The 22777-nt window shown below is 45.5% G+C and carries 18 protein-coding genes and 1 pseudogene; 3 read left to right on the top strand and 16 right to left on the bottom strand.

Annotated elements, in window-relative coordinates; all coding sequences use genetic code 11:
• Positions 1-11 precede the first annotated feature (11 nt).
• The 3 genes from DP_RS12280 (at position 12) to DP_RS12270 (ending at position 4619) form a co-directional block, all read left to right on the top strand.
• Positions 12-2276 carry a double zinc ribbon domain-containing protein gene (locus DP_RS12280; protein WP_011189661.1) on the top strand — a complete coding sequence of 755 codons (2265 nt, stop codon included), beginning with the start codon at positions 12-14 and terminating at the stop codon, positions 2274-2276.
• A gap of 112 nt (positions 2277-2388) precedes the next feature.
• Positions 2389-3531, top strand: coding sequence for a serine/threonine-protein kinase (locus DP_RS12275; RefSeq protein ID WP_011189660.1), 1143 nt, complete (start codon positions 2389-2391; stop codon positions 3529-3531).
• 281 nt (positions 3532-3812) lie between these two features.
• On the top strand, positions 3813-4619 hold the full coding sequence (locus DP_RS12270; protein WP_049785100.1) for a PP2C family protein-serine/threonine phosphatase: 807 nt from the start codon (positions 3813-3815) through the stop codon (positions 4617-4619).
• 238 nt (positions 4620-4857) lie between these two features.
• Here DP_RS12270 and DP_RS12265 read toward each other — a convergent pair whose 3' ends face one another.
• The 16 genes and pseudogenes from DP_RS12265 to DP_RS12190 form a co-directional block, all read right to left on the bottom strand.
• Positions 4858-7344 (bottom strand): transglycosylase domain-containing protein, encoded by a 2487-nt coding sequence (locus DP_RS12265; protein WP_011189658.1) that lies wholly within the window; start codon positions 7342-7344, stop codon positions 4858-4860.
• A gap of 496 nt (positions 7345-7840) precedes the next feature.
• Positions 7841-9283 (bottom strand): exodeoxyribonuclease III, encoded by a 1443-nt coding sequence (locus DP_RS17590; protein WP_011189657.1) that lies wholly within the window; start codon positions 9281-9283, stop codon positions 7841-7843.
• A 74-nt stretch (positions 9284-9357) separates the two neighbouring features.
• A complete protein-coding gene (locus DP_RS12255; RefSeq protein WP_011189656.1) occupies positions 9358-10596 on the bottom strand; it encodes a M24 family metallopeptidase in 1239 nt (412 codons plus the stop codon).
• Positions 10597-10668: 72 nt separating this feature from the next.
• Positions 10669-11397, bottom strand: coding sequence for a TlyA family RNA methyltransferase (locus DP_RS12250; protein ID WP_011189655.1), 729 nt, complete (start codon positions 11395-11397; stop codon positions 10669-10671).
• 9 nt (positions 11398-11406) lie between these two features.
• A complete protein-coding gene (locus DP_RS12245; RefSeq protein ID WP_011189654.1) occupies positions 11407-12447 on the bottom strand; it encodes a tetratricopeptide repeat protein in 1041 nt (346 codons plus the stop codon).
• A gap of 52 nt (positions 12448-12499) precedes the next feature.
• The gene (locus tag DP_RS12240) at positions 12500-13807 is read right to left on the bottom strand and encodes a protein TolB (protein WP_228130145.1); all 1308 of its coding nucleotides are present in this window, start codon (positions 13805-13807) and stop codon (positions 12500-12502) included.
• A gap of 126 nt (positions 13808-13933) precedes the next feature.
• Positions 13934-14767, bottom strand: a complete 834-nt coding sequence (locus DP_RS12235) for an energy transducer TonB (RefSeq protein ID WP_011189652.1) — start codon at positions 14765-14767, stop codon at positions 13934-13936.
• 3 nt (positions 14768-14770) lie between these two features.
• Positions 14771-15188 (bottom strand): annotated as a pseudogene (tolR, locus tag DP_RS12230) (protein TolR).
• Positions 15189-15281: 93 nt separating this feature from the next.
• Entirely contained in the window at positions 15282-15980 is a 699-nt protein-coding gene (gene tolQ / locus DP_RS12225) for a protein TolQ (protein WP_011189650.1), read from the bottom strand.
• A 196-nt stretch (positions 15981-16176) separates the two neighbouring features.
• Positions 16177-16623, bottom strand: a complete 447-nt coding sequence (locus DP_RS12220) for a 3-hydroxyacyl-ACP dehydratase FabZ family protein (RefSeq protein WP_011189649.1) — start codon at positions 16621-16623, stop codon at positions 16177-16179.
• Between the two features lies 1 nt (position 16624).
• Positions 16625-17365 carry a beta-ketoacyl-ACP reductase gene (locus tag DP_RS12215; protein WP_011189648.1) on the bottom strand — a complete coding sequence of 247 codons (741 nt, stop codon included), beginning with the start codon at positions 17363-17365 and terminating at the stop codon, positions 16625-16627.
• Positions 17366-17417: 52 nt separating this feature from the next.
• On the bottom strand, positions 17418-18821 hold the full coding sequence (locus DP_RS12210) for a phytoene desaturase family protein (protein ID WP_011189647.1): 1404 nt from the start codon (positions 18819-18821) through the stop codon (positions 17418-17420).
• A 72-nt stretch (positions 18822-18893) separates the two neighbouring features.
• A complete protein-coding gene (locus DP_RS12205) occupies positions 18894-20300 on the bottom strand; it encodes a phytoene desaturase family protein (protein ID WP_156792293.1) in 1407 nt (468 codons plus the stop codon).
• Between the two features lie 63 nt (positions 20301-20363).
• Complete coding sequence (locus DP_RS12200) at positions 20364-20615, bottom strand: acyl carrier protein (protein WP_011189645.1); 252 nt, start codon at positions 20613-20615, stop codon at positions 20364-20366.
• A 109-nt stretch (positions 20616-20724) separates the two neighbouring features.
• The gene (locus tag DP_RS12195; RefSeq protein ID WP_041277966.1) at positions 20725-21960 is read right to left on the bottom strand and encodes a beta-ketoacyl-[acyl-carrier-protein] synthase family protein; all 1236 of its coding nucleotides are present in this window, start codon (positions 21958-21960) and stop codon (positions 20725-20727) included.
• Between the two features lie 124 nt (positions 21961-22084).
• Entirely contained in the window at positions 22085-22774 is a 690-nt protein-coding gene (locus DP_RS12190; protein WP_041277965.1) for a TIGR04211 family SH3 domain-containing protein, read from the bottom strand.
• Positions 22775-22777 lie beyond the last annotated feature (3 nt).

Below are 22777 nucleotides of genomic sequence, written 5' to 3'. Positions count from 1 at the left end.
ATATAAAAAATATGAGCAATATCAATCAAAGTTTATGTTTTCACTGTGGGCAGAACATTAAACCAGGTGCCATCTTTTGTGGTTATTGTGGCAAATCAACTGGTGTTAATTATGCCTGCCCAAAGTGTGGTGCAGATGTGCCTTCCGGTAATTTTTGTGGTCAATGTGGATATGATATGCGAACCAGTGCCACGGTTGAGAGTGATGTTGTCGCTTGGATTCGTGGTGATGATGATTTTGCGGCCAAAGTTTCGGCAACACATCTTGTAAGTGGCAGTAAGGGTTTTGAGGTACGACACGGAACAAAAGCCCTTTTTTTTGAAGATGGTAGATTGGTTGAAACTGCAGAATCGGGTCGCTATACGATTCAGGAAGGTGGCTTTTTGAACAAGCTTTTCAAGAAGCAGAAAAATCTTTCTGCACTCCTCGTCGATGCGGGTGACATTGTTCTGCCGTTTAAAATCGACGACATGAAAACGAATGATAATATTTTTGTCAGTATCAGCACAGAAATTGTCATCAGACTGGAAGATGCGAATGCCTTTTTTGTTAATGTGATGAAGGAGCAGGGTGTTTTAAAAAACCATGAACTTCGTGCCATGCTTCTTGGCGAGATTCGTAATGCAATTCAGGAGGGGCTTGTTGCCTATTCATTTGATGAGTTGGATACAAATTTGAAGGTTAAGAATGAGCTTGCCGTTCGAATTGAATCACATTTTAGAAAAAGTTTTACCAGAAGTGGTTTTGGCTTTGGTCAGGTGAGGTCTTTACAGATTGGCAATAGCACACTCGATACCAGCGCAAAGGCTCATTCTGAGCGTAAAACAAGCACAAGAGCAGTGCAGGCAGAGGCGCAGGATGCCTTTCATGTAGCTAAACAAAACCAGGAGAATGAAGAGTTACATCGTGAAATCAAGCGTGGTGATATTGTAGGTGCTAAAAGTGATATGGGTATAAAGGTCGATACTCAATCGGTTTCATTGCAGGATCGTGGTCTGGATAATGATTTCGAGTTGAAAAAAGAACATCAGGATGTTGATTTCAAGAAAAAGAGTGTCGAGATCATTGAGAAAAGGCTTGAGGTCTACCAGAAAATAAAAGAGGCAGATATCTCTCAGGTTAAGACTGATGAAGAAGTACGTAAGTTTATGCTGGAGATTGATCGTGATCAGGTACTTGATGCAGCAGAGAAAAAAATATTTGCTGATGAGCTGCGCTGGCAGGATGAGGATAAGGGTCGGGATCGAAGCTTTCTTGTTCGGAAAGTTGAGGAACAACAGCAGTTTGATCTGGATAAACTTGCCATTATTAATGATGGTTCATTACAAGTGGAACAGATAAAGCAGGAACTTGTAGCCGTTGAAGTGAAACAAAATTCACGGCTCAAAACATCTCAGCAAGAGGCTGAAGTAGAATTGTTGCGAGAAAAGGCTGAGCTTGCAAAAAAAGAGGTGAAAGAACTTGGTGAAAAAGAGATAGAAGTCCAGAAACATCTTAAAGATCTTGAGATGAAGAAGGCCGAGCTCGATTTAACCATAGAAAATGTGCACGATAAGGCAAAAGCTCGCCATGGGTTTGCTACACTTGAACTTGAGGAAAAACGTCTTAAATCACAGCTAGGCTTATCAAATCTTGAAAAGATGAAGGCCATCAAGAGGGCCGATAAATTTGAGAATGATCTTCATGAGCAGGAACTTGCACTTGGTAAATATGAAATGCGTATGAAAGAAGAGGTGGAGAACCATAAAATGCGCCTTGAAGAGAAGCGTTTTTCTAGCCAGATTGATAGGGAAAAACGTGCTGATATTGCCACCATGTCTACTGCTCAACTCATTTCTGTGTCCGGTGATGGTCAGGCCGGGATTTTAGGCGATCTTGCTCAAACAGAAATACTCAAAGGGATGAGCGCAGAAGAAATTCTTGCCATGAACGATCCCGCCGCCCTTGGTCGTGCCCTTGAAGAAAAAGCAAAGAATTCACAGAGCGGCGAGGTGAAAGATCTGTACGAACGGATGATTTTTCAGATGAAGAGTTCTACGGAGCAACTTTCCTCAGTGCATAAAGATGCCGCTAATCGGAATGAAAGAATGTTCAATCAGGGGATGGAAAGCGTAGGTGGCCAACAACAGGGTCTTGCTCAAGCAGAAAGACATGTCGCTGATCGAGTTGAACGAATGGCTGATAGGTCCGTGCAGCAGATGGGAAATGTCGCATCAAGTCAGACCGGCTCGTCAGCTGGAGTTGCAATAAATCCGGGTGGTGGGGAGAAGGTGTAGCTCTGTTCTACCTGCAAGCAGGAATTTGATACAGCAGAAAAAATTTGTCCAAATTGTTGAAAAAAGATGTCTGTGTTGGCAAAACCTAATTTTTTTCTCTTAAAGCCCTCTTATGAATATAACCGAAAAGATTTCGCTGTTACAACTTGCTGTGGCAGCGAATGATCGAGCTAAGGCCACTGAAATATTTTCATCTCTGCATGATGATGCTCGATCGAATCGGATAGATGCAAACCATCTCCTTGGCGAACTTAGCTCTATTTATAACAATACGTCCAACCCGTTTTTTTCATCAGAAATTAAACGATTACAAAATAGATTACGAGGCAAGAGGCTTCTTGGCGCTGATCTGTTAAGAATGACTATGCCCCCCGTTGGTGATGCTCAACTGCAGGCTTTGTGGAATGATCTTAAGTCGCTGGAGAGGAGTTATGATAGCGATCAGGGCGAATTGCAATTTAGCAGTAAATATGAGGTCTGTGAGCAGATCGGTCAAGGAGGGATGAGTGTTGTCTTTAGAGCTGTGAGGAAAAAAGATTCTCGGGACGTGGCTATAAAATTTTTGCGAAAAGAGTTTTTTTCATCTGAAACTGTATGTGAGAGATTTAGAAGAGAGTGTGAAACCACAAAAAAATTTAGTCATCCCCATATTATTAAGGTTTATGAATCTGGTCTTCATATGGGTGGTGGATATCTTGTCATGGATTTTCATGAGCTCGGGGGGGTTAATACGGTGTTTAAGGAGAGTGACTTTTCTCTTAAATTTGCCATGCAAACGGCTATGCAGGCAGCTGAGGCACTTGAGGTAATCCATCAACAGGGCGTTATTCATCGCGATGTGAAATTATCGAACCTCTTGTTGAACAAATATGAACCAGAACAGAACCTTATTTCAATAAAACTTTGTGATTTCGGAATTTGTAAATCAGATGGTAGAGATGAATTGACCAGAGTTGGCAGTGTGTTGGCGACTGAATTTTATTCTTCACCAGAGCAAAGAAACAATCCAAGCCTGGTAGATTTCAGGACAGATATATATTCTCTGGCCGTGGTCATCTATCGCCTGATTTCAAAGAAATACTTTCCGCAAGGTGTCTATCCTGCTCTCGCCGATCTTAACCAGCATGTACCGCCTGCATTGGACGTTCTGTTACAAAAATGTCTCGATGTAGAGCCCGTAAATCGACCAAGATCCATGGCTGAGGTGAGGGGGGGCTTAGTGAAAATAGATAAGGAGCTCGGTCATGAAGTGTAAGTCTTGTCCTCTTGATATAAATGTTTTGCAAAAAAAACTGTGGTAGCTGTGCCTCCGTCGTAAGCTCAATCCCATTTCCTGATTATATGGTGGTTGGAGGAATATTTTGCTGACTAATATTGAGCTGGCTTGAGGCATTCGCTGGTGGAGGTAAGGCCACCACTCACCATATTCTCGTGAAAGATTAATGGATTATATCCGTGCCCACCTTGACCAGGCAGAAGTTGCGGGTTTTGGGGAAGCATATATTTAGCAATTATTACCATAACAAATTGTTTATTATGGATTTTAAAGCATATGCATTAACAGATAAGGGATTGAGCAGAGATAATAATGAAGATTGTTTTGTTATAGCTGATAAAGATCCTGAACAGGGCACATTATATGCGGTAGCAGATGGAATGGGTGGCTATGCTGCTGGTGAAACAGCAAGTAGGATAATTTGTTTTGAAGTGGAAAAACAATATTTTCAACATATTAAAGATATTGAAGCCCAAGAGACGGTAGAGGAAAAAGATATTTGCTTTTTGCTGGAGAAAATCGTCTATAAAATAAACAAAAAGATATTATCTCTGGGCAAAGAAAAACCTCATTTATTTGGAATGGGTTCAACGCTCTCCCTTCTGCTTATACGAAAGAACAGAGCGTACACGGTTCAGGTAGGTGATAGCCGTATTTACAGAGTAAGAAACAAAATTCTTGAGCAACTCACTGAAGATCAAACTGAAGTTCAACGCTATGTGAATATGGGTCGATTGACTGCTGAAGAGGCTGTCCGTCATCATCTGAGGCATGTGCTCAGTCAGGCAATTGGCGGTAAGCGAGATAGTCTTAAAAGAACAGTTGTTGATGTTTATGAACTTCAGCAAGGAGATCAATTTCTGCTCTGTAGTGATGGCCTGTATGGAATGATTTGTGCAGATGAAATCACTGCTGTTTTAAATTTAGCGAAAACTGGCAAAAAAGTGGTGCAAAAGCTTATTGGAAAGGCGCTTGATGCTGGTGGAAAAGATAATGTAAGTGCGGTGTTGGTTCAGCCTTGCCATAATCTCCGTTCTGTTTTTCTGTCAATCTTTGGCTGTAAATAGCTTTTTGCCTATTAGGTACTATTCGTAGGATATTTGAAAAACAGTAAAAATTTAAAAAGAGATTCAAAGAGTAAGAAATATGTGCAAAATATGTATAAGCTACGGCTATGCAAATGCTGATGAAACAACTTTTTGCGAAAGTTGTCAGTCGTCTCTTATGACTCAGGAATGTCTACAAAACCAGGGGCGCGCTTCATCTTCTTAAGTCCAAACCACATATTCTGCTGGTAAAAGAGCTTCATTGGGTGAGCCAATTTTTCGTTTTTTCATACTGCTCTGACATCCAGGATGTGTAATCAGAAATATTTTCACTCCCACCTTTAAGCAGGGTTTTGTGTGTTTTCTTTAAGTTTTCTAGATGAAGGGTCTTTTTAATGGCCACGAACTGTTGGCGGATATATTCATTATTGTCTATTGCGGTAGGGGCAGTGCCAAGGATGAATGCCATTGATTCCACGTTGGTGTCAAAGAGGCTAGCTTTTTGCCCGGTGGCTGAATTAATCTCGGCTGTTTCAATGCCTGTAGGTGTCGTAAAATCCTTATCTCTTCCTTGACCAAGGATATCCTGCATTGTGGAAGACCAGATTTTAAGGGCACCAGAAGAACCAGTTAATTTGGTTGGGCTGTTGTTATCTTTTCCTACCCACGTGACCGTAACCAGAGAATTGGTATAACCTGCAAACCATGAATCTCGTCCAGCATTTGTCGTTCCGGTTTTACCTGCTCCAAGATGGGTGAAACCATATTTTCTGCTTCTCTTTCCTGTGCCATTGTTGAGGGCGTTTTGCAGCATATCTGTCATGATATAACAGGTAGCTGGCGAAAAGAGTGCTTGAGCAGGTTGCTGAAAATATATGAGTGTGTCGTCCTTGAAAATTTTATTTATAAGGTGTGGTTTGGTGAAGTTTCCACCATTTGCAATTGTTGCGTAACTGCCCGCAATTTTAAGGGGACTTGTTTCTACAGCACCGAGAAAAATTGAAGGATAAGCTTGCTGTATTTCAGTAATCCCTGTCTTTCGTAAAACCGGAAGGAATTTTTCTACGCCAATACGCTGTCCAATCTTGACTGCGGGGATATTTCTAGAATCTGCCAACGCCTTTCTGATTGTAATTTTCCCTAAATATTTTTTATCGTAGTTATGCGGTTTCCACTTTGATTTTCCCTGTCCAACAGTAATAGGTGAATCATTTACCGTATCAGCCTGGGTGATGAATCCTGCCGCATCTATACCCCCAAGAGCTGTCAGATAGATGAATGGTTTTATCAGTGATCCCATCGGCCTTTGTGCATCGACAGCTCTATTAAACGAGTTTTTGAGGTAATCGCGGCCGCCAACCAGTGCCTTGACCCCGCCGGAATATGGATCCAGGATGACTGTTGCCCCCTGCAGTGGTTTTTGCTTGTTTGCTGAAACGGGGTCGAGCTTGTTCAGTTGTTGTTTGAGCACTTTGGTGGCACTGATCTGCATCCAGGGATCAAGCGGTGTCTGGATTGTAAGGTGTCTGGTATGGTCGCTGGTATCAAGTTTTCGTAATTTTATTTCTTTAGCAATCTGGTCAAAATACCAACTCATTTTATGCAGAATGCTTTTATGTTTAATACGAATAAGTTTGTCTTTCACTTGGGTTTCAGCAGCAAGACTGTCTCCCATATTTGCCATCTGGTTTAAGACAGTCTGAGTTCGTTGGGCGGCAAAGCTGTGGTTACGCAATGGGGATGCTGAATTTGGTGAACGTATTAATCCCGCTATGATAGCACATTCTTTGAGGTTGAGATTTTTAAGATCCTTACCAAGAATATAGTCAGAAGCTGCTGCAATACCACGGAGTTCGAATGGTGAGGCATGCCCCAGATAGACATTATTTAAATATGCAGTGAGGATTTCTTGTTTAGAATATTGATAATCAACCATAAGGGCAAGAATGGCTTCACGAAGCTTACGTGACAGGCTTCGTTCATCATTTTTACTGAGCACCTTGACGAGTTGCTGGGTAATGGTGCTCCCACCTTGAACAACTCTGCCAGCTTGCAGATTTGATAGAGTGGCTCTTATAATACCTTTTACGTCCACACCATAGTGAGAGAAGAAGCTCTGATCTTCTGTGGCGATGACTGCATTGATCAGATCTTCTGGAATTTCATCATATGAGACTGGGGTTCTGATCTCCCACACCGAATCTATAAAGTATGTTAAATTTAAAGGGGGGAAGGCTAGGGATTCAAGAAGGGTACTGTCAGCAGCTGAAGAGATAGATGTAAGTATGGACTTTTGCAGAGTGAACTTATAGCGTTTTCCAGAGCTTAGGCCTTGGTTGGCATGGGTGTAGAGGTAAAGAATATTTCCCTCAATGTTAAACGTGCCAGCCATTTTTGGGTGATGATTGACCCTGGTATAACCCCTTTCTTGTAAACGATGTAAAAAGTTTTTTGCATTGAGATCATCTCCTGTATTTGCTAAAAAACCATTTGTTTGCAGAATGTTATACTTTTCTGTCAAAACCATTTCTATCGTGTCAGTGAGTGCAATATATCGGCTAAAAAGATCTATAGGGCGTATAAAAAAAACAGCGGTTGATATGCCTGCAAAAGCTATTAACAGGGTCAAAAATAAAAAAAATGGGCTTTTGTGACGTGATGAACGCGATTTTCTTCTGTGTGTTTTTCTTTTTACTGGTGCTTTATTGTTTTGTGACCTGGTGCTGGATTCTTTTTGTTTATTCATCTTTTTTTCTCCCTTAAATCATAAGCAGCTTAACTCGTATACTGTAAAGACGATGTCAGCTGCAATATTTTGCAAAAAAGAGAATTTCACCACTGGTCATGTATCCTATTTGAGGAGTGTTATCGTGGTTTATGTGCTCTTGATGGTTTTTTACCGAAAGTTGATATTAGTCCTATGCAAATTGCTAAAATAGCTTGGAAAAAGCGAAAAGGTGTTACGGGTGCACGAAAAAAGAGTTCATCCTGTTTGGATACTCTTCGCAGAGTTTTTATTAAGAGATGAGACGAAACGGTAGGAACCCTTGTTGAGTGTAAAGGTCACTTATGCCGCTTTTAAGTATGTCTCGTCAATTTTAGGGGCCCAACAGCTATCTCTGCACCTTCTCTCTGTTACCCAGAGGGGCTCTCTATCTCGATAAACAGGCCATAGTACAGCTGTTGGGACACTTGCTTTCCCCCACAGCTGAAAGAGCAGGTGCTTGCCCGCCTGCATGACCCTACTGCTTAAAATCGAGGAGGACGGGGCAGTGGTCAGAGCCCATGACCTCGGGGAGGATCTCTGCATTAACAATTCGTTTTTGGCCATTTTCAGAGACACAGAAATAGTCGATACGCCAGCCTATATTCTTGCTTCTGGCACTAAATCGATAACTCCACCAGCTATAGTTTTCAGGGTCCTGGTTAAAGAGGCGAAAGGTGTCTGTATAGCCTGCCTCTAAAAACTCATCCATCCAGGCCCGTTCTTCCGGGGTAAAGCCAGCATTCTTCACATTGCTCTTGGGGTTTTTCAGATCAATCTCTTTGTGGGCAACATTAAAATCGCCACAGAGAATAACCGCCTTCTCCTTCTCTAATTTCTGGAAGAAGGCCAACAGGGCCCTGTTAAAGCGTAGCTTATAGTCGAGTCGCTTCAGTTGGTCGGCACTGTTGGGGAAGTAGATGGTGGCCAGATAGTGATCGGCAAATTCCAGGGTGATAACTCGTCCCTCGCAGTCAAACTCTTCTGCGCCAATACCGTATATTACCTGCAGGGGTTCATGCTTACTGTAGAAGGCCACCCCTGAATATCCTTTGCGCTGGGCGCTGTACCAGTATGAGGTATAGCCGGGGATGTTTTTTAGGCTCTCCGAGAGCTGTTCTGGCTGGGCCTTGGTCTCCTGCAGGCCAATGACATCGGGATTCAGTTCTTGGACAATATCGATAAAACCCTTCTTCTCAACCGCCCGGATGCCGTTGACGTTCCAGGATATATAGCGATAGCTTGGGGTGTTTTTTTTCGCCTTAAGGGTGGCTTTACGTGGGGTTATCCCTAGTTGTGGACATTCCTTTTCCAGAGGGCACTCACTGCAACGTGGTGAGACTGGTCGGCAGATAGATTGGCCGAGGGAGACCAATAGGGAGTTCACCGGAATCCAGAACTCCTCGGGCAGTTTTTCTCGCAGGGCCATCTCTGTTTTCAGGGGGGTCGCAGTTTCCACATAGCCCCAGATGTTCATGATTCGGTGAACGTGGGTGTCGACACAGATGGCGGGCTTTTTAAAGGCGATACTGAGGACCAGGTTTGCCGTCTTTCTCCCGACTCCGGGCAGGCGCAGTAGCTCTGTCATTGTCTCGGGTACGACACCCTTAAATTCCTTCAGGGCTTCAGGGAGTTTTTTCAGATAACCGGCCTTGTTCTTATAAAAACCTACGGGGTAGATAAGCTTTTGTAGCTCTTCTTCGCTCAGCTCTGTCAGTTCCTCTGCGGTTTGCGCTCGGGCAAAGAGTCTCTTGGAGGACGCCGCCGTGGTTTCGTCCTTGGTGCGGGCCGAGAGAATTGTTGCCACCAGTACCTTAAAGGGATCCTCTGTCTGTACGGCAATAAGATCCACTACCGGCAGAGCCTGCCCTCTTGTGGCCTTTTTTACCTCTGTTAAAAAATGTCCAATGTCTATGCCCATATCTCTTCCCTGTCGATTTTCTCTAAAATGTTAAGTGCTGCACAATTCCGGCATACCATTGGCGCCGTGGCGGACTACTTCTCTATACAGATAATGTCATTGTCTGTTCCTGTTATGGATCTGCCGCCTGCTGGCCCGACCATAAAGGTGTTTTCAACTCCCACCATCCCGACTTCGGCAATCCCTATCTTGGGCTCCACTGCCATCAGCATGCCCTCTTCAAAGGGCCGGGCGAAGCCCTTGGCAATGACTGGATACTCATCGATGGCAAGACCTATACCATGGCCAATAAAGGAGACCTTGTTGCTGCCAAGGGCCATGAAGCCTTCCTGCCATGGGCTCTTCTTCACCTCTGTCATGCATTTTTGCCAGAGTTCCTGGGGGATGATGCCGGGGCGGAGATTGTCTCTGATCAGCTCTTGGATATGGATGCAGAAATCATGGGCCCTCTGTACGGACTCAGGGATGCTTTTTCTCTCCCCGGACCAGTATACCTGCGTCTTGTCTGTCTGGTAACCGTTCAGGCAGAAGCCATTGTCAATGGTGAGCGGACTGCCCTTTTGCCAGTGGATATCGGCAGATCCCATAAAGGGGGTGGCCGGATGTATGCCGGTCAGGCCCACGGGACCATTGTAGACACTGGGGTAATTGGCACTGTTACCTGCGGCAATATGGCCAAAGAAGATCTCTTCGCCAAATTTTTCCATGCGAAGGATGCCCTGATGGCCACGGGAGAAAAAGATATCGGAGGCAATGCGACCAATCTCAAACTCACTCAGTCCACTTTGCAAGAGAGGCGGAAGGAGATTGGTCAGGCAATCGTTATGTCGCGCCCCTGTCTCCTTAAGAATAGCAAGCTCCCATCCTGATTTAATTGAGCGGGTCAGCATAAGGATCATATCACCGGTAACAAAGGAGTGACCGCTAAAATGTTTTTTCAGGCTGAGGGCCAAATTCCAGGAGAGGGCATTTTTCTCTGCGGCAATTTCAGGGGCGAGGCAGATACCCAGATCCCTGAGGGTGGTGGCAATATCCCCATAGCTGTTTATGGCCAGGATCTGTTTCAGAGGAGATTCCTGCCGAGCCCTTTCCAGACCACGCTTACAAAAGAGAATGGGCTCTCCCTCTACAGGAAGCCACAGGACGCCGTTGATAAAGGAACCTGTATAATAAAAAATATTGAGTCGGGAAAAGACCAACATACCCTCGGTCTGGGGGAGCATCTCTTGTAGATTCTTTTGGAATCGTTGCAGGCGATTGGCAAGCTCCGGCCCGGGGGTGGTGTGACTTGTTCTTTGCATTTGAATATCCATTGGCAGCTCATCAGGTGGGAGGCAAGGGAGGAGAGGGATACCTTGGCGGTGTCTCCTCTCCTCGCTAGTCGGTTATGAAAGAATGCGCAGGAGAAATTCTCTATTCCCCTTGGGCCCCAGTATGGGGGAGGGGGTAATGCCGGCAGTTTGCAGGCCGAGCTCGGCCACAAAATCTTTTATCTTGTCGATGGCCTGTTGATGGAGGGCAGGATCTCTTACCACCCCATTGCCAATGAGACCCTTTGGCAGCTCAAACTGAGGTTTAATGAGGGCAATGATATCAACGCATCCCTTAGCAAAGAGGGGCAGGAGGGCTGGGATGAGTTTGGTGATGGAGATAAAAGAGGTATCCATCACAGCCAGGTTGATCTCTTCTCCCAGACTCTCGGGCAGGAGGTTTCTGGCATTAAATCGTTCCAGAACCACGACTCGGTCGTCTTGGCGAATCTTCCAGTCAAGTTGGCCGTAGGCAACGTCAACGGCAAAGACCTTGCCCACATCGTGTTGGAGGAGACAATCGGTAAATCCTCCCGAGGATGCACCAATATCAGCACAGACCTTTCCTGCAAGGTCAATACTGAAATAGTTGAGGGCCTGCTCAAGTTTAAACCCCCCACGGGAAACATAGGGACATTTTTTGCGAAGACGAACAGCGCTCTGACAGGGATAGGTCATTCCTGCCTTATCTGCGGGTTCGTCATTGACCAGTACCTGGCCTGCACCAATATAGGCCCGGGCCTTTTCAAGAGACGGGGCAAGGTTGAGTTCGAGCAAAAGTTGGTCGAGGCGAATCTTTTTCATAAATCTATTCTATTTGTTAAGTTCTTTTGTAGCAGCTATTGCCTGGGAAGAATCAGGATATTTTTCGATGACTTTTTTATAAATCATTTTCGACGTTTCCTTGTCCAAAGATTTGGCAAAGGAATTTCCCTGTCTTAACAGGCTGGAGGCACTGAGGGGCGTGTCCGGGTATTGGCGGATCAAGTCCTGATAACGAACAACGGCGTCTTCATAATCTTTTTGATAAAAACGACACTCTCCCATCATATAGAGAGCTTCGGCAGTGATCTTGCTATCGTAGTTACTCTGGGATATCTCCTCAAACATTGTGTAGGCATCTGCCAGTCTATTCTCTTTAAAAATAGTGTTTGCCTTGGCAATTAAAATTGCACCGGTTGGGGCGATGACCTTATCCGGGGCTACTGTTTTTTGCTGAGAGGTGACCTTTTGTTGTCTCTTGCTAGGCTCCCTTAAGGCAAAGCTACTGTCCTTGACCGGTTTCATAACCTTTTTGGTTTCCGCCTTTATGTAGCCACTTTTGCCAGTCTGGGCAATGTTTTTTCTTTGCTCTCTGCGAATGTCTGCCTTATTCTTGGCATTTGCCGCTTTGCGTTTCGCATCTCGTAATCTGGCCTGTTGGATGGCGTGAACATTGTCCTGCTGCTCGGCAATTTTTTTCTTCAGGAAATCAAGCTGTTTTTCTTTTACCTCTTGATCCTGGCGTAGTTGCCCTATGGCCTTTTCCCGTTTTTTTGCCTCTTGGCGGGTAAGGGCGGAGAAGTTTTTTTCAAAGTCTTTGTTTTGTTGCTTTAAACGATTATTAATCTCGTTTGTTGCCTTAAGCTGGTTCTTCAGCATCATGATCTCTTGATCAAGTTGTTCGAGCTGTGAGTTGGATGCAGCTTGGTTTTTCTGGGTTAGTCTTTGGCTTTCCGTCTTAATATTTTCAATCTTTTGATTCATAACCCGTAGTTGATAATGAAGAGTCTGTACTTCCTCCTGAGATGCGCATTGGGAGAGGAGAGGAGCGAGACCAAGACAAAGTGCCATTGTAAGAAGCTTTTTTTTCATAACTCACCAGCGATGTGTAAATGATAGAGACTATTTATTGTTTTTTGGATTATTATCTTGCCCAGCGGGCTGACGATTGGCTGCCTGGGAAAGAAAAGACCCTTCTTTGGTATGAACCGTTTTTCATTATAGCGTATATCTGTTGGCGTCTACCGTCATATTGGGTGAACAAAATTTGATTGCCATCGGGTGACCAAACCGGTGATTCATGACGGGTGAGGTCTGAGGTCAGCTGTTTTGGGGGTGCAGCGCTAAAAGGATCCAGGGTAAATATTTGATAGAGGCCATCTCGCAGACTTGAGTAGGCTATTTTGTTTTCCACAGGGGACCAATTAGGTTCTGCATTTTCTCGTCCGTCGTAGGTGAGACGTTTGGTCTGTTTTGTCTCCAACTCCATCAGGTAGAGTTGCGGGCGGCCGCTTCTATCTGAAACAAAGACAATATGCCGGCCATCGGCGGAATAGGTTGGCGATACATTGACCCCGGCCCTGCTGGTGAGCTGCTCAAGAATCTTTCCCTGCTGGTTGATGCGAAAGAGGTCGGGGGCACCATATTTTGACAGGGTAAGGATGCAGGATTTTCCATCGGGAGCCCAGGTTGGGGCAAGGTTCATTCCCTTTCTTCTTGACAGAGATTTGGTGATTTTTGCCTGACGTAAATCTGTGATATAGAGTTTTTGGCTGCCTGAATGGTAGGAGGAGTAGCTTAAGAAGTTGCCATCGCGGGTGAAACGGGGAGAGACTACAAGGTTGTTATGCCGGGTTACCTGGCGTATTCGCCGTCCGAGGATATCGGTCATAAAGACATCCTTGGTCCTTTTTTCGTAGGAGACAAAGGCGATTCGGCTGGAGGCGATACCTTCAGTGCCTGTAAGGGATTTGATGGCCGCATCGCAGAACTTGAAGATCATTGGGTTCTGTTGGCTCATGCTACCCTTATAGGATTTTCCGAGGATGATATTATTTTCGGCCACATCAAGCAGGCGAATTTCCAGTTTAATTTTTTTTGGAAACATTTTGTAGCTTCCCAAAACAGCATAATCTGCCCCCAGTTTTGCCCAATCAGCCGTTTGCCTGCCCTTATATTCGCTGGTAGGAATGATAGATATAATGCCGTGAAATTTTAGTGCCTTGGCAACGGTGTCGGCAATATCTTTGGCAATTCTTGCCTTCATACCACCCTCACCTGTGTTGGTGAACCAGGGGACTGCGACTTTGATTTTTCTGGTTTCGGGAGCAGTTATGTCAAGATAGACACGATCAGCTGCCATGGCCTGTCCTATGCCATTGCCTAGGACAGAGATCATTAGAAGGAGTAGGAGGAGAAGGCCTGTGGCTCGTAATTTTAGGATATTCTTCATAGTTATCATGGGGTGAGTGATTGGCTATATAAAATTAGTGATAAGTGAATGTTGTAAATGTCCTGACCTATTTTTAAACCATTTTATCACAGAATAGGGTGAGACGAAATATATTCTCTGTTTATCTTATTGAATTGTGCCAGGTTTAAAGTGGAGACCGAATTCAAAACGGTATTGCTTCATTGCCGCAGGCATCTTGGGTAGTGGATCTGCATCCTGAAGGCTCTTTTTTACAAACTGATCGAAGATACGGTTGCCTGATTTATGTTCGAAATAATTGTTAATGATCCTGCCATCCTGGTTAACGGTGATTATCACTGTAGTGGTCAGACGGGAATCCCATTCCTGCAACTCCGGCAGGGCCCAAAATTGCATTAGATGACTTGTAACCCGGGCAAACCACTGGGCTTCAACCCCCGTCATCTTTTGCCTGTTATGTGAGCCGCTCTTTACTGTTCTAGTGGTGGGGAGAGAGGTGGTGCCCTTACTATTTTTAAAGAGCTTTTCCTCTTCCTCCAGCTCTCTTTGTGCCTGTTCTGCTTCCTGCCGAGCAAGTTTCTCGGCAACTATTGCCTGATCTAAGCGGCGTCGTTCTCGGGCCATGGCCTTATCTGCACTCTTTTTGTTCTCTTTTAATTTTGGTGGAATTTTTTTAATTTTTTTCTTTTTTGGGGCAATGGAAACAGGGTCTGCCACAGTCAGTTTTGCCGGTATAACCTTGGCGACGGAAACGCTTTTGGCACGTATTTTTTGTGGCTTGCTTGTTCGCTGGACCTTTACCGGTGGGGCAAGTTCTATCAGGTCAACCGTGTAGATATTTTCAAAGCGTGGCTTTTTATGACTAAACTGGGGGGCAAGAGTCACCGCCAGGGCAAGGCCGATATGAAGGGCCAGGACGATGGCAAAGGGCATCTGCCATGGAAATGATGTCTCCGGGGTATGGTGGTTTTTTGTAAGCACAGGCTAGTTCTTTTGTGTTGGGGTGGTTATCATTCCAAGTTTATTGAAACCAGCTGCTTTGATTTCGGGCATAATGTTAACGACATACCCGTAGGGGACCGTTTTGTCAGCCTTGAGGAAGAGAGACTCTTTCTTGAGCGAGGCGGGAAGCTTTTTCAGTTCCTGAAGGGAGAAGCTTTTCAGAGACGACCTTACCCTCAAGGGTGAGTACCCTTTTGTTATCAATGGTAACCATCAGAGGTTTTTCATTTTGGCGAAGGGCCTTTGAGGTGGTTTCGGGCAGGTCAATATCCACTCCTGCGGTCATCATGGGGGCCGTTATCATAAAAATGATAAGTAGAACCAACATGACATCGACAAGGGGGGTGACGTTGATTTCTGAAACAAGTCGTTTTGGTCTTCTGCCCTGACTGCTATCCATTTGGGAGCCCTATTAAAGTTTTCTGCAAAGTTTTGTAAAAATCTTATCCTCGATATTTATCGAAAACATTAAATTTTCTGCCACCCGGAAGGCTTATTTACTTCTACCCAGCAGATCCCGTTCGATGAGGTTCAGAAAGTCTGTGGTAAAATGTTGAGCTGCTGCATCCGCTTGGTCAAATTTGTGAGAGAAGTAGTTGAAGGTGACAACGGCAGGTATGGCCACAAAGAGTCCTGCTGCTGTTACGACCAGTGCCTCTGAAATACCGGGGGCAACAACGGCCAGGGAGGCGGAACCCTGTTGACCAATCTGATGAAAGGAGGTCATGATTCCCCAGACAGTACCAAAGAGACCAATAAAGGGGCTTGCGCTTCCTGTTGTGGCTAAAAAGGGCAGAGCTTTGTTGAATTCATTGAACTTTTGTGTCTCGGCCTTACGTACAGCCCTTTTCAGGTTGTCCATGGCGGCCATCTGCATGCCCAGAGGCTGGTTTGATTCCTCTTTGCTGCTCTGTATTTTAGTAATTTTTTGTAGCTCAGTAAAACCTGCGGAAAAAACAGCGGCTTCAGAGCTATATGGGAATTGATTTACCTCTTTATATGCCTCATTGAGGTTGGGGGATCCCCAAAAAGAGTCGAGAAAATCTTCACTGTCGCGGCGGATGTTTCTCAGGAGAGCCCATTTCATCAGAACAATGGTCCAGGAGCTGACGGAGAAGACAAGCAGGACGAGCATGACAAATTTTACCATTGGTCCTGCGCTAAGAATCATATGAGTAATAGAGAGATCCACGAAAAGTCCTTATTGGCAAAAGAGGATAGTTACAGCTAAGTAGTACACTGATTTTGTTGTTGAACAGATGTCTAGTTTACTGGCCTTGATTAAAAAATTCAATGGACAAAAGAGAGGGGGCATTGCAGGACAGGCACTGATGGCTTTTTTTAAAAGGGTGGAGAAGAGATGTTGCACCACCCTTTTGGCTTGCCTGTTACTTATCTATCATGGCACAGCTAAATTCTATCTGCACTGCAGTTTTTCCCCCAACCTTTAATCTGCCCTTAAAAAAGGTGGCTGAACCCACGGTTTCCTGGACCCGAACCTCTATCTGGACCGTGTCGCCCGGTCCGGCAAAGCGTTTGAATCGCGCTCCGCCTATTCGGGTGAGAACGGGCACAGCGTTCTCCTGCTCGCCCTGCTTCTCTTGCCCTAAGAGGGCCATAAGGAGTGCGCCTGATTGAAAAATTGCCTCGCAGAGGATCACCCCGGGAACGATAGGGTTGTCGGGATAGTGTCCCTTGAAGATATCGAGGTCGGCGGCAAAGGTTTTTTCGGTGTTGATACAGAGCTCTTGCCGGTCAAAGCCAATAATACGATCTACCTGTAAAAATGGCTCTCGGTGGGGAATGAGGCTCTTGATTCTGTCAAGCTCATCCATATTAAAGGCCTCCGTTTACGTCGAGTACGGAACCTGTGATATAGTTTGCCCCGTCACCAGCCAGGAAGAGTACTGCATCGGCGATCTCTTCTGCCTTGCCAAAGCGGCGCATGGGCACAAGCTTTTTATATTCGGCCACCTGCTCCTTCGGCAGATCATCAATAAAGTCGGTGGCAATGAAGCCCGGTGAAACACAGTTTACTGTAATTTTCTTTTTGGCAACTTCCTTGGCCAGACTTCTGGTCAGACCAATTTGTCCTGCCTTGGATGCTGAGTAGTTAGCCTGTCCGGCAAAACCGACATGGGCGGCAGGCGAAGATATATTAATGATCCGACCATATTTCTTTTTCATCATCAGCAATACAGCCTGTTTGCACATGAGAAAGGTACCCGTCAGATTGACGTCAATAACACTCTGCCAGTCGTCATCCTTCATCAGGGCCAGGACGGCATCACGGCGAATACCGGCACTGTTTACCAGGATGTCAATAGAGTCGTACTCTGCCTCTATTTGGCAGAAGAGCTCTGTTACAGCTGAGCTGTCGGCGACATTACATTTATACAGTTTTAATCGACCATTAAAATCAGCACATTGGTCCTGGAAAGTCTCTGCGGCGGCAGTGTTACCACCATAGATGCCGAGGACGGTGGCGCCTTTTTGTAGGAGGGCTATGCTGATGGCTCGGCCGATTCCGCGGGTGGCACCGGTAACAATGGCTATCTGTTCTTTGAAATATGTCATGATTTAGAATTTGTAGGTGGTATTTTTACGGCTATAGAGAGTCGTATTTATTCTATGATCGTACGTAGGCATCGACATCGTTGGCAACAATGACGCCATAATTTATGGCGCCAAGCCAACCTGACATGATGATTCCTACGGAACCTACGTGGAAGAGACCTGGCACTTCCTTAAATATACTTCGTGAAATATCAAGACCTTCGAACTTGGTGCCAAAGGATGTGCCCTTGGTGTGCAGGGTATAGTTGTTGAAGGTGCATGGGGTTGCGGCCTCCATCCAGTCTATTTTCTCTGAGACGCCCGGCAGATATCCTTCAAGATCCTTGAGACTGCGGGCAATCATATCTTCCTTGGCTACCGCATAGGCATTCTCGCCAAGTTTTGCCCAGTCATCATAACGGCTGTTCATCGAGGCAACAACGGTATAGCGATTCTTGCCCGGTCGAGTCTTGGGGTAGTAGAGAGAAAATGTCTTTGACTTTGTGTTGAAATCCAGGAGCTCATCGGAGCTGAATTCCTCTGCCTTGGAGGTGAAGAGCAGGTCGCCGACGTCGGGGATGGCCTCGCCATCCTTGATGCCAAAGTAGACCTGACAGCTTGAGTTGTTTACCCGAATCTTATCTGCCCGTTCGATAAATTCACTGGAGTAGCAGTCCCGGTCCGTTAGATTATGGATGGTGTTGGTGATACCGCTATTGGAGACGACGGCCTTTGCCTGAATGGTTCTGCCATTTACCTCTACGCCCTGTACTCGGCCCTTGTCAACGATGATCTGCTCGACTTTGGCTTGAGTGCAGATGGTGACTCCGTTTTTCTCCAGTTCTTCGGTCATCATGGCAATCAGCTTATCGGTACCACCCTGAAAGGTGAAAACGCCCTTATCCATGAAATTTGAAAAAACAATGCCATAGGTAATGGCAGGATCGTCCAGGGTTGAACCGTTGGCATAGGTGATGGGTTCCATCAGGAGTCGATGCACATCGGATCTGCCGGGGAAAAACTGCTCAAAGAGTTCCCGGGTGGTCATCGTCTGATCATCGTAAAAGTTCATGCCGATAACGGTTTCGAAAAATTTATTGACGGTGGTGCGTGGTATCTTGAACTGCTTTTCCAGGATACAGGTGAAATTTTCTTTATCAAAGGTGGTTTTGAGAGAAAATTGCGGGTTGTCAAAGACGATATTTTTTAATTGGACAATGGAGTGCATAATCTCCTTGTTCCAATATTTTTTGCAGGTCTTGACCATTCCATAGGGAAAGCCGTGCAGGGAGACATCAAAAATATGGCCCTTTCTCTTGAACCAGGTGGCAAGGCCACCAAGGCGGTGGTGGTACTCAAGTAGTAATACCTTGTGTCCACAACGGGCAAGACGGTTAGCGGAGGTCAGCCCACCAAGGCCGGAGCCAACAACAATAATATCGTAATTATCAGAAACAGTCGTAAGAGGTACGGGCATGGTAAATAAATAATGTTGTTATCAGGGTATCTCTACCCTGAAAGTATGAACGTATATAAGATTTTACCCGGATTAGAGCTTGGGCAAAATATGTTGATTAACAATGGAAACGCCACTGAGCATGGAACCGACAATCCCTAAGAATCCCTGATCTGTGCCAGCCAGAAAGAGATTGTCAAAACCAAGATCCCCATCTTTTATTTTGTCTGGACTGCCATAGATAGCACCACCTATTTTTGAGGTATAGCGCTCAATGGTAATGGGGGTGAAGGTGTCTTGGTATACTGTATTTTGAGAAAATTTACCAATCAAATCCTCAAGGGTACGGGCAGAGTTTCTGGCAACCAGCTTCTTTGCTGCAAGGTACTTTTCTCGTTTGCCGCCTTCGGAGTAGAGCTGTAGCCAGAGATCATAACTGGCCAAATGGGTGGAGCGTACCTCTATATGTTTGCCCGCCTCTATCCCCACAAAATTTTGCGGGAAGCAGATGACACCGCTGGCAAAATCTGCCGTTGTCTCCACCTGCTGATAGCGAAACTTCTCGGCATTGTTATAGAAAATAATGGTCCTGTCCTTTGGTAGCTGGCTGCTGTTCTCGGTGGGGATCTGAAAAATGGTCTCGATAAAGCCAAGGCGGCCTTTGCGGGCATCCTGTCGGGGCAGTTTCCGAGGGCTGGCGGTGAGGGCCATGGTCTCATGGTGGCCGATGGTGGAGAGTAGGTGGTCGCATTCTATGATCTCACCACTTACAAGTTCTACTCCTCGTGCCTCTTTGCCAGCAAAGATGATACGTACTACCTCGGCATTTTTGCGTATTGTTCCGCCGTTTACCCGAAATTTTTCTTCAATCAGGGTGAGCAGATCCTTGATGGTGCCCTTGGGACGAAACATTCCCTCCTGAAAAATTGCCTGAAACATAATGGCAAATTGACCAAGATCCATATCGTTTTCCACGCTTGAACCGTAGTACATCAGTGGACAGAGCAACATCTGGCTGAGCAGGGGGTTTTGCAGGCTCTCATCGAGAAATTTTTTGGCAGAGGTAAAAGGCGCAGGTCGGTAGGGGTCGACCTCGGCCAACCTTTTGAGCATTTTTTCAAAAAGAGGGTATGATTGCGGAAATTTTTGCAGAATTTCTTCCTGCAACATTTCGAAATCATTTGAGAAAAAAAGTGAGTTTGTGCCGTGGAAGCGAATTTCACTCCTCTTCTGTGGACAGATCTCTAGAAGCTCTCTTTTGATTTTTAGTTGTCGGAGAAGGCGGTTGAGTGGAGCTTTCTTATCTCTTGGCTCTGCATAATTGGTAATGGCATGCAGACCTGTCTCAAAGAGGTTTTTGTGACGATAGTAATAAGAGTTGAGCCCACCGAGCCGGCTATGTTTCTCAAGGATGAGAATTTCGGGTACAAAACGACTGCTGCGAACACCGGCGGCAAGCCCCGAGAGGCCGCCGCCGATAATAATAAGTGGAACTTTCACACGAGTCTCCATTCCCGTACAGGCGGGAAAGCAAAGTATGAAATTTTTGATAGTTGCAGAGAACTATGCGTCTTTGAGCAGAGGAGCAAGGTAGACAACACAGCTTGATAGTGAGGCAAGTTGTGGGTAGTCCTCTTCTGGGATTTGGAGTTGATGACGCTTGCGGAGTTCCATAACAATATCGAGAAAATCCATTGAATCGAGGTCAAGTTGATCTCGCAGAGGCTCATCCGGGTTAAGGCCCTCAAATTCAGCTTCGTCATCTATATCTTCGATAATTTCAAGGATCAAATCTTTGATTTCTTCGTTAGTCATAATATCTCCAAACAATCTTGTAATATATAATTATTTTGTAGGACGCCTTGCAACAGGTGTCTATAACACAAAAAAGTAAGCTTCTTCACCATTTTTAGAGGGGGAAGAGCTATTTTTTGAATTTTTTCACAATTATGGTGGAATTTATCCCTACCATTCCAAAGGAATTATTGAGGATGGTTTCCACTGATTCCACCTGTTTAGCCTCGTTGATAACGAGGTTTTCAAGGACACAGGCAGGATCAATCTCTTCAATGTTGATGGTCGGGTGAACAATATTGTCATCAAAAGATGGTAGGTTGCCGGCAAGTTCAAGTACTCCGGCGGCCCCCATGGCGTGGCCAATGATGGATTTGGTATTGTTGATGTAGGTGCTGGGACAATTGCTAAAAAGCGCGCGTATGGCCTTGCACTCCTCTACATCACCTGAAGGTGTACCGGTGGCATGGGTGTTGACGATATCGATGTCGCTTGGTTTCAGACCAGCCTTTTTCAGGGCCAGCTCCATACACTGCACTTGTCTCGGGGCATAGGGAAGGACAAAGTCACGGGCATCGGAGTTCATTCCGTAGCCTACAATTTCGCCATAAATTTTAGCTCCGCGGGCCAGGGCCTTGTCGAGATCTTCAAGGATATAGAGACAGGCACCTTCGGAGACGACGATACCATTACGGGATTTATCGAAGGGGCGTGAGGCTAGCTTGGGATCTTCTGCGTGTCCGAGTGCTCCTTGGGCTTGAAAGCTGGCAAAAATACCGAAGGAACCGGTGGATTCTGATATTCCGCCGGCAATTGCCATATCAACCTCACCGAGGCGGAGCATCTGTACGGCCTGGATAAGAGATGCATTGCCCGCCGCACAGGCTGCGCCAATGACATAGTGTGGGCCGGTGATGCCCAGGCTGAGGGTGATTTCTCCTGCCGGATTGTTGAGGACGGTACGTGGATTGTGGTGATGAGTCCAATATTTAACATCGTAATCATACTGACTGATGTTAAATACCTCATTCTCCGTTTCGCTTGTGCCGTGCTCGGTAAGGCCTATATAGACACCGACCCTGGCCTTGTCGTAGTGATCATGGTCAAGCCCTGCATCGTTTAGGGCCTCGTGGGCGCAGTAAACGCCAAAACAACCTGCCCGTGTCCCTCTCTTATTCTCTTTCTTCTTGCGATATTTGGTTTCAGGAAAGGAGCAGATACCCGCAGGAGCCTTACCGAAATAACGCAGGTCAATTTCCTGGATTTCCGAGGTGCCTGTAAGTAACTTTTCTCTGAACTCCTTAAGATTGTCCGCATTTGGTGCGGCAAGGCCTACCCCTGTGATAACGATGCGTCGATTATTCATAATGATTTGTCTTGTTAATATTTTTGGGCACACCAATAAGGTGTGAACGAGTATGAGATTTCTCTTAAAGGAGATAGATATTTAGGGCAAATAAGCAAAAAACTCAAGCTTTCTCCCTAATCGTCTAATAAAAGACCCGTTTCTGTCGGCGTTTCTCGGGTATTTTTCCGAGTAAAAAGCCTATGAGAAGGGTGCCTACCCCGGCGATAAACCAATAAATATTACTATAATTTCCCTTGGAAGAACTTTCCTGGGTAATTTTTTCATCACTGCTTTCGCGTTTTGACCTTGCCAGTTGTTTCTTGAGGATCTGAACCTGGGCGACTATCCTCTGGTGCTCCTCCGGGCTGATACTCTGACTGGGCACGGCTGTCGCTTGGCTTTTACTGAGGCGAATTATCTCCTCTTGAGCCCTGTTGAGCTCTAGCTGTAGTTCTTGAATTTTCTCTTCCACTATCTGTGAGGCAGGAGGCTGGCTTTGTTTGAGCTGAGATATTTCTTCTTCTAAATTTTTTATAATCAATGATTTTGGCAATTTAGTTGTGGTATACTGTTTTGCAACCCAGCCAACCTTATCATCTGCTGTACGTACATGGATATATTTCCCTCTTTCACCAAGGACAGTCAGTGGGGCGTTGCTCTTTATATGATCGACAACGGTATAGGGGCGCTCTATCCTGTTCTTGAGATTGATGACAAGAAAATCAGATACATATCGTAATGACTGTGGACTGTTGTCGGCGGCTATGGCCTGGGAGCTGAGAGAGATGGAGAGCAGTAGGGTGATAAAAAGTGATAGGCAGGCAGAGGGCATTCT

The sequence above is a fragment of the Desulfotalea psychrophila LSv54 genome (assembly GCF_000025945.1).
GTDB lineage: Bacteria > Desulfobacterota > Desulfobulbia > Desulfobulbales > Desulfocapsaceae > Desulfotalea > Desulfotalea psychrophila.
This window is presented reverse-complemented; position numbering and strand designations above follow the sequence as displayed.

Excerpts from the sequence above, each read along its gene's own strand:
- DP_RS12255 (WP_011189656.1), bottom strand. The coding sequence starts at position 10,596 with ATGGATATTCAAATGCAAAGAACAAGTCACACCACCCCCGGGCCGGAG.
- DP_RS12200 (WP_011189645.1), bottom strand. The coding sequence starts at position 20,615 with ATGACTAACGAAGAAATCAAAGATTTGATCCTTGAAATTATCGAAGAT.
- DP_RS12210 (WP_011189647.1), bottom strand. The coding sequence starts at position 18,821 with ATGCCCGTACCTCTTACGACTGTTTCTGATAATTACGATATTATTGTT.
- DP_RS12195 (WP_041277966.1), bottom strand. The coding sequence starts at position 21,960 with ATGAATAATCGACGCATCGTTATCACAGGGGTAGGCCTTGCCGCACCA.
- DP_RS12190 (WP_041277965.1), bottom strand. The coding sequence starts at position 22,774 with ATGCCCTCTGCCTGCCTATCACTTTTTATCACCCTACTGCTCTCCATC.
- DP_RS12250 (WP_011189655.1), bottom strand. The coding sequence starts at position 11,397 with ATGAAAAAGATTCGCCTCGACCAACTTTTGCTCGAACTCAACCTTGCC.
- DP_RS12220 (WP_011189649.1), bottom strand. The coding sequence starts at position 16,623 with ATGGATGAGCTTGACAGAATCAAGAGCCTCATTCCCCACCGAGAGCCA.
- DP_RS17590 (WP_011189657.1), bottom strand. The coding sequence starts at position 9,283 with ATGGGCATAGACATTGGACATTTTTTAACAGAGGTAAAAAAGGCCACA.
- DP_RS12215 (WP_011189648.1), bottom strand. The coding sequence starts at position 17,365 with ATGACATATTTCAAAGAACAGATAGCCATTGTTACCGGTGCCACCCGC.
- DP_RS12265 (WP_011189658.1), bottom strand. The coding sequence starts at position 7,344 with ATGAATAAACAAAAAGAATCCAGCACCAGGTCACAAAACAATAAAGCA.
- DP_RS12280 (WP_011189661.1), top strand. The coding sequence starts at position 12 with ATGAGCAATATCAATCAAAGTTTATGTTTTCACTGTGGGCAGAACATT.
- DP_RS12270 (WP_049785100.1), top strand. The coding sequence starts at position 3,813 with ATGGATTTTAAAGCATATGCATTAACAGATAAGGGATTGAGCAGAGAT.
- DP_RS12240 (WP_228130145.1), bottom strand. The coding sequence starts at position 13,807 with ATGAAGAATATCCTAAAATTACGAGCCACAGGCCTTCTCCTCCTACTC.
- DP_RS12245 (WP_011189654.1), bottom strand. The coding sequence starts at position 12,447 with ATGAAAAAAAAGCTTCTTACAATGGCACTTTGTCTTGGTCTCGCTCCT.
- DP_RS12275 (WP_011189660.1), top strand. The coding sequence starts at position 2,389 with ATGAATATAACCGAAAAGATTTCGCTGTTACAACTTGCTGTGGCAGCG.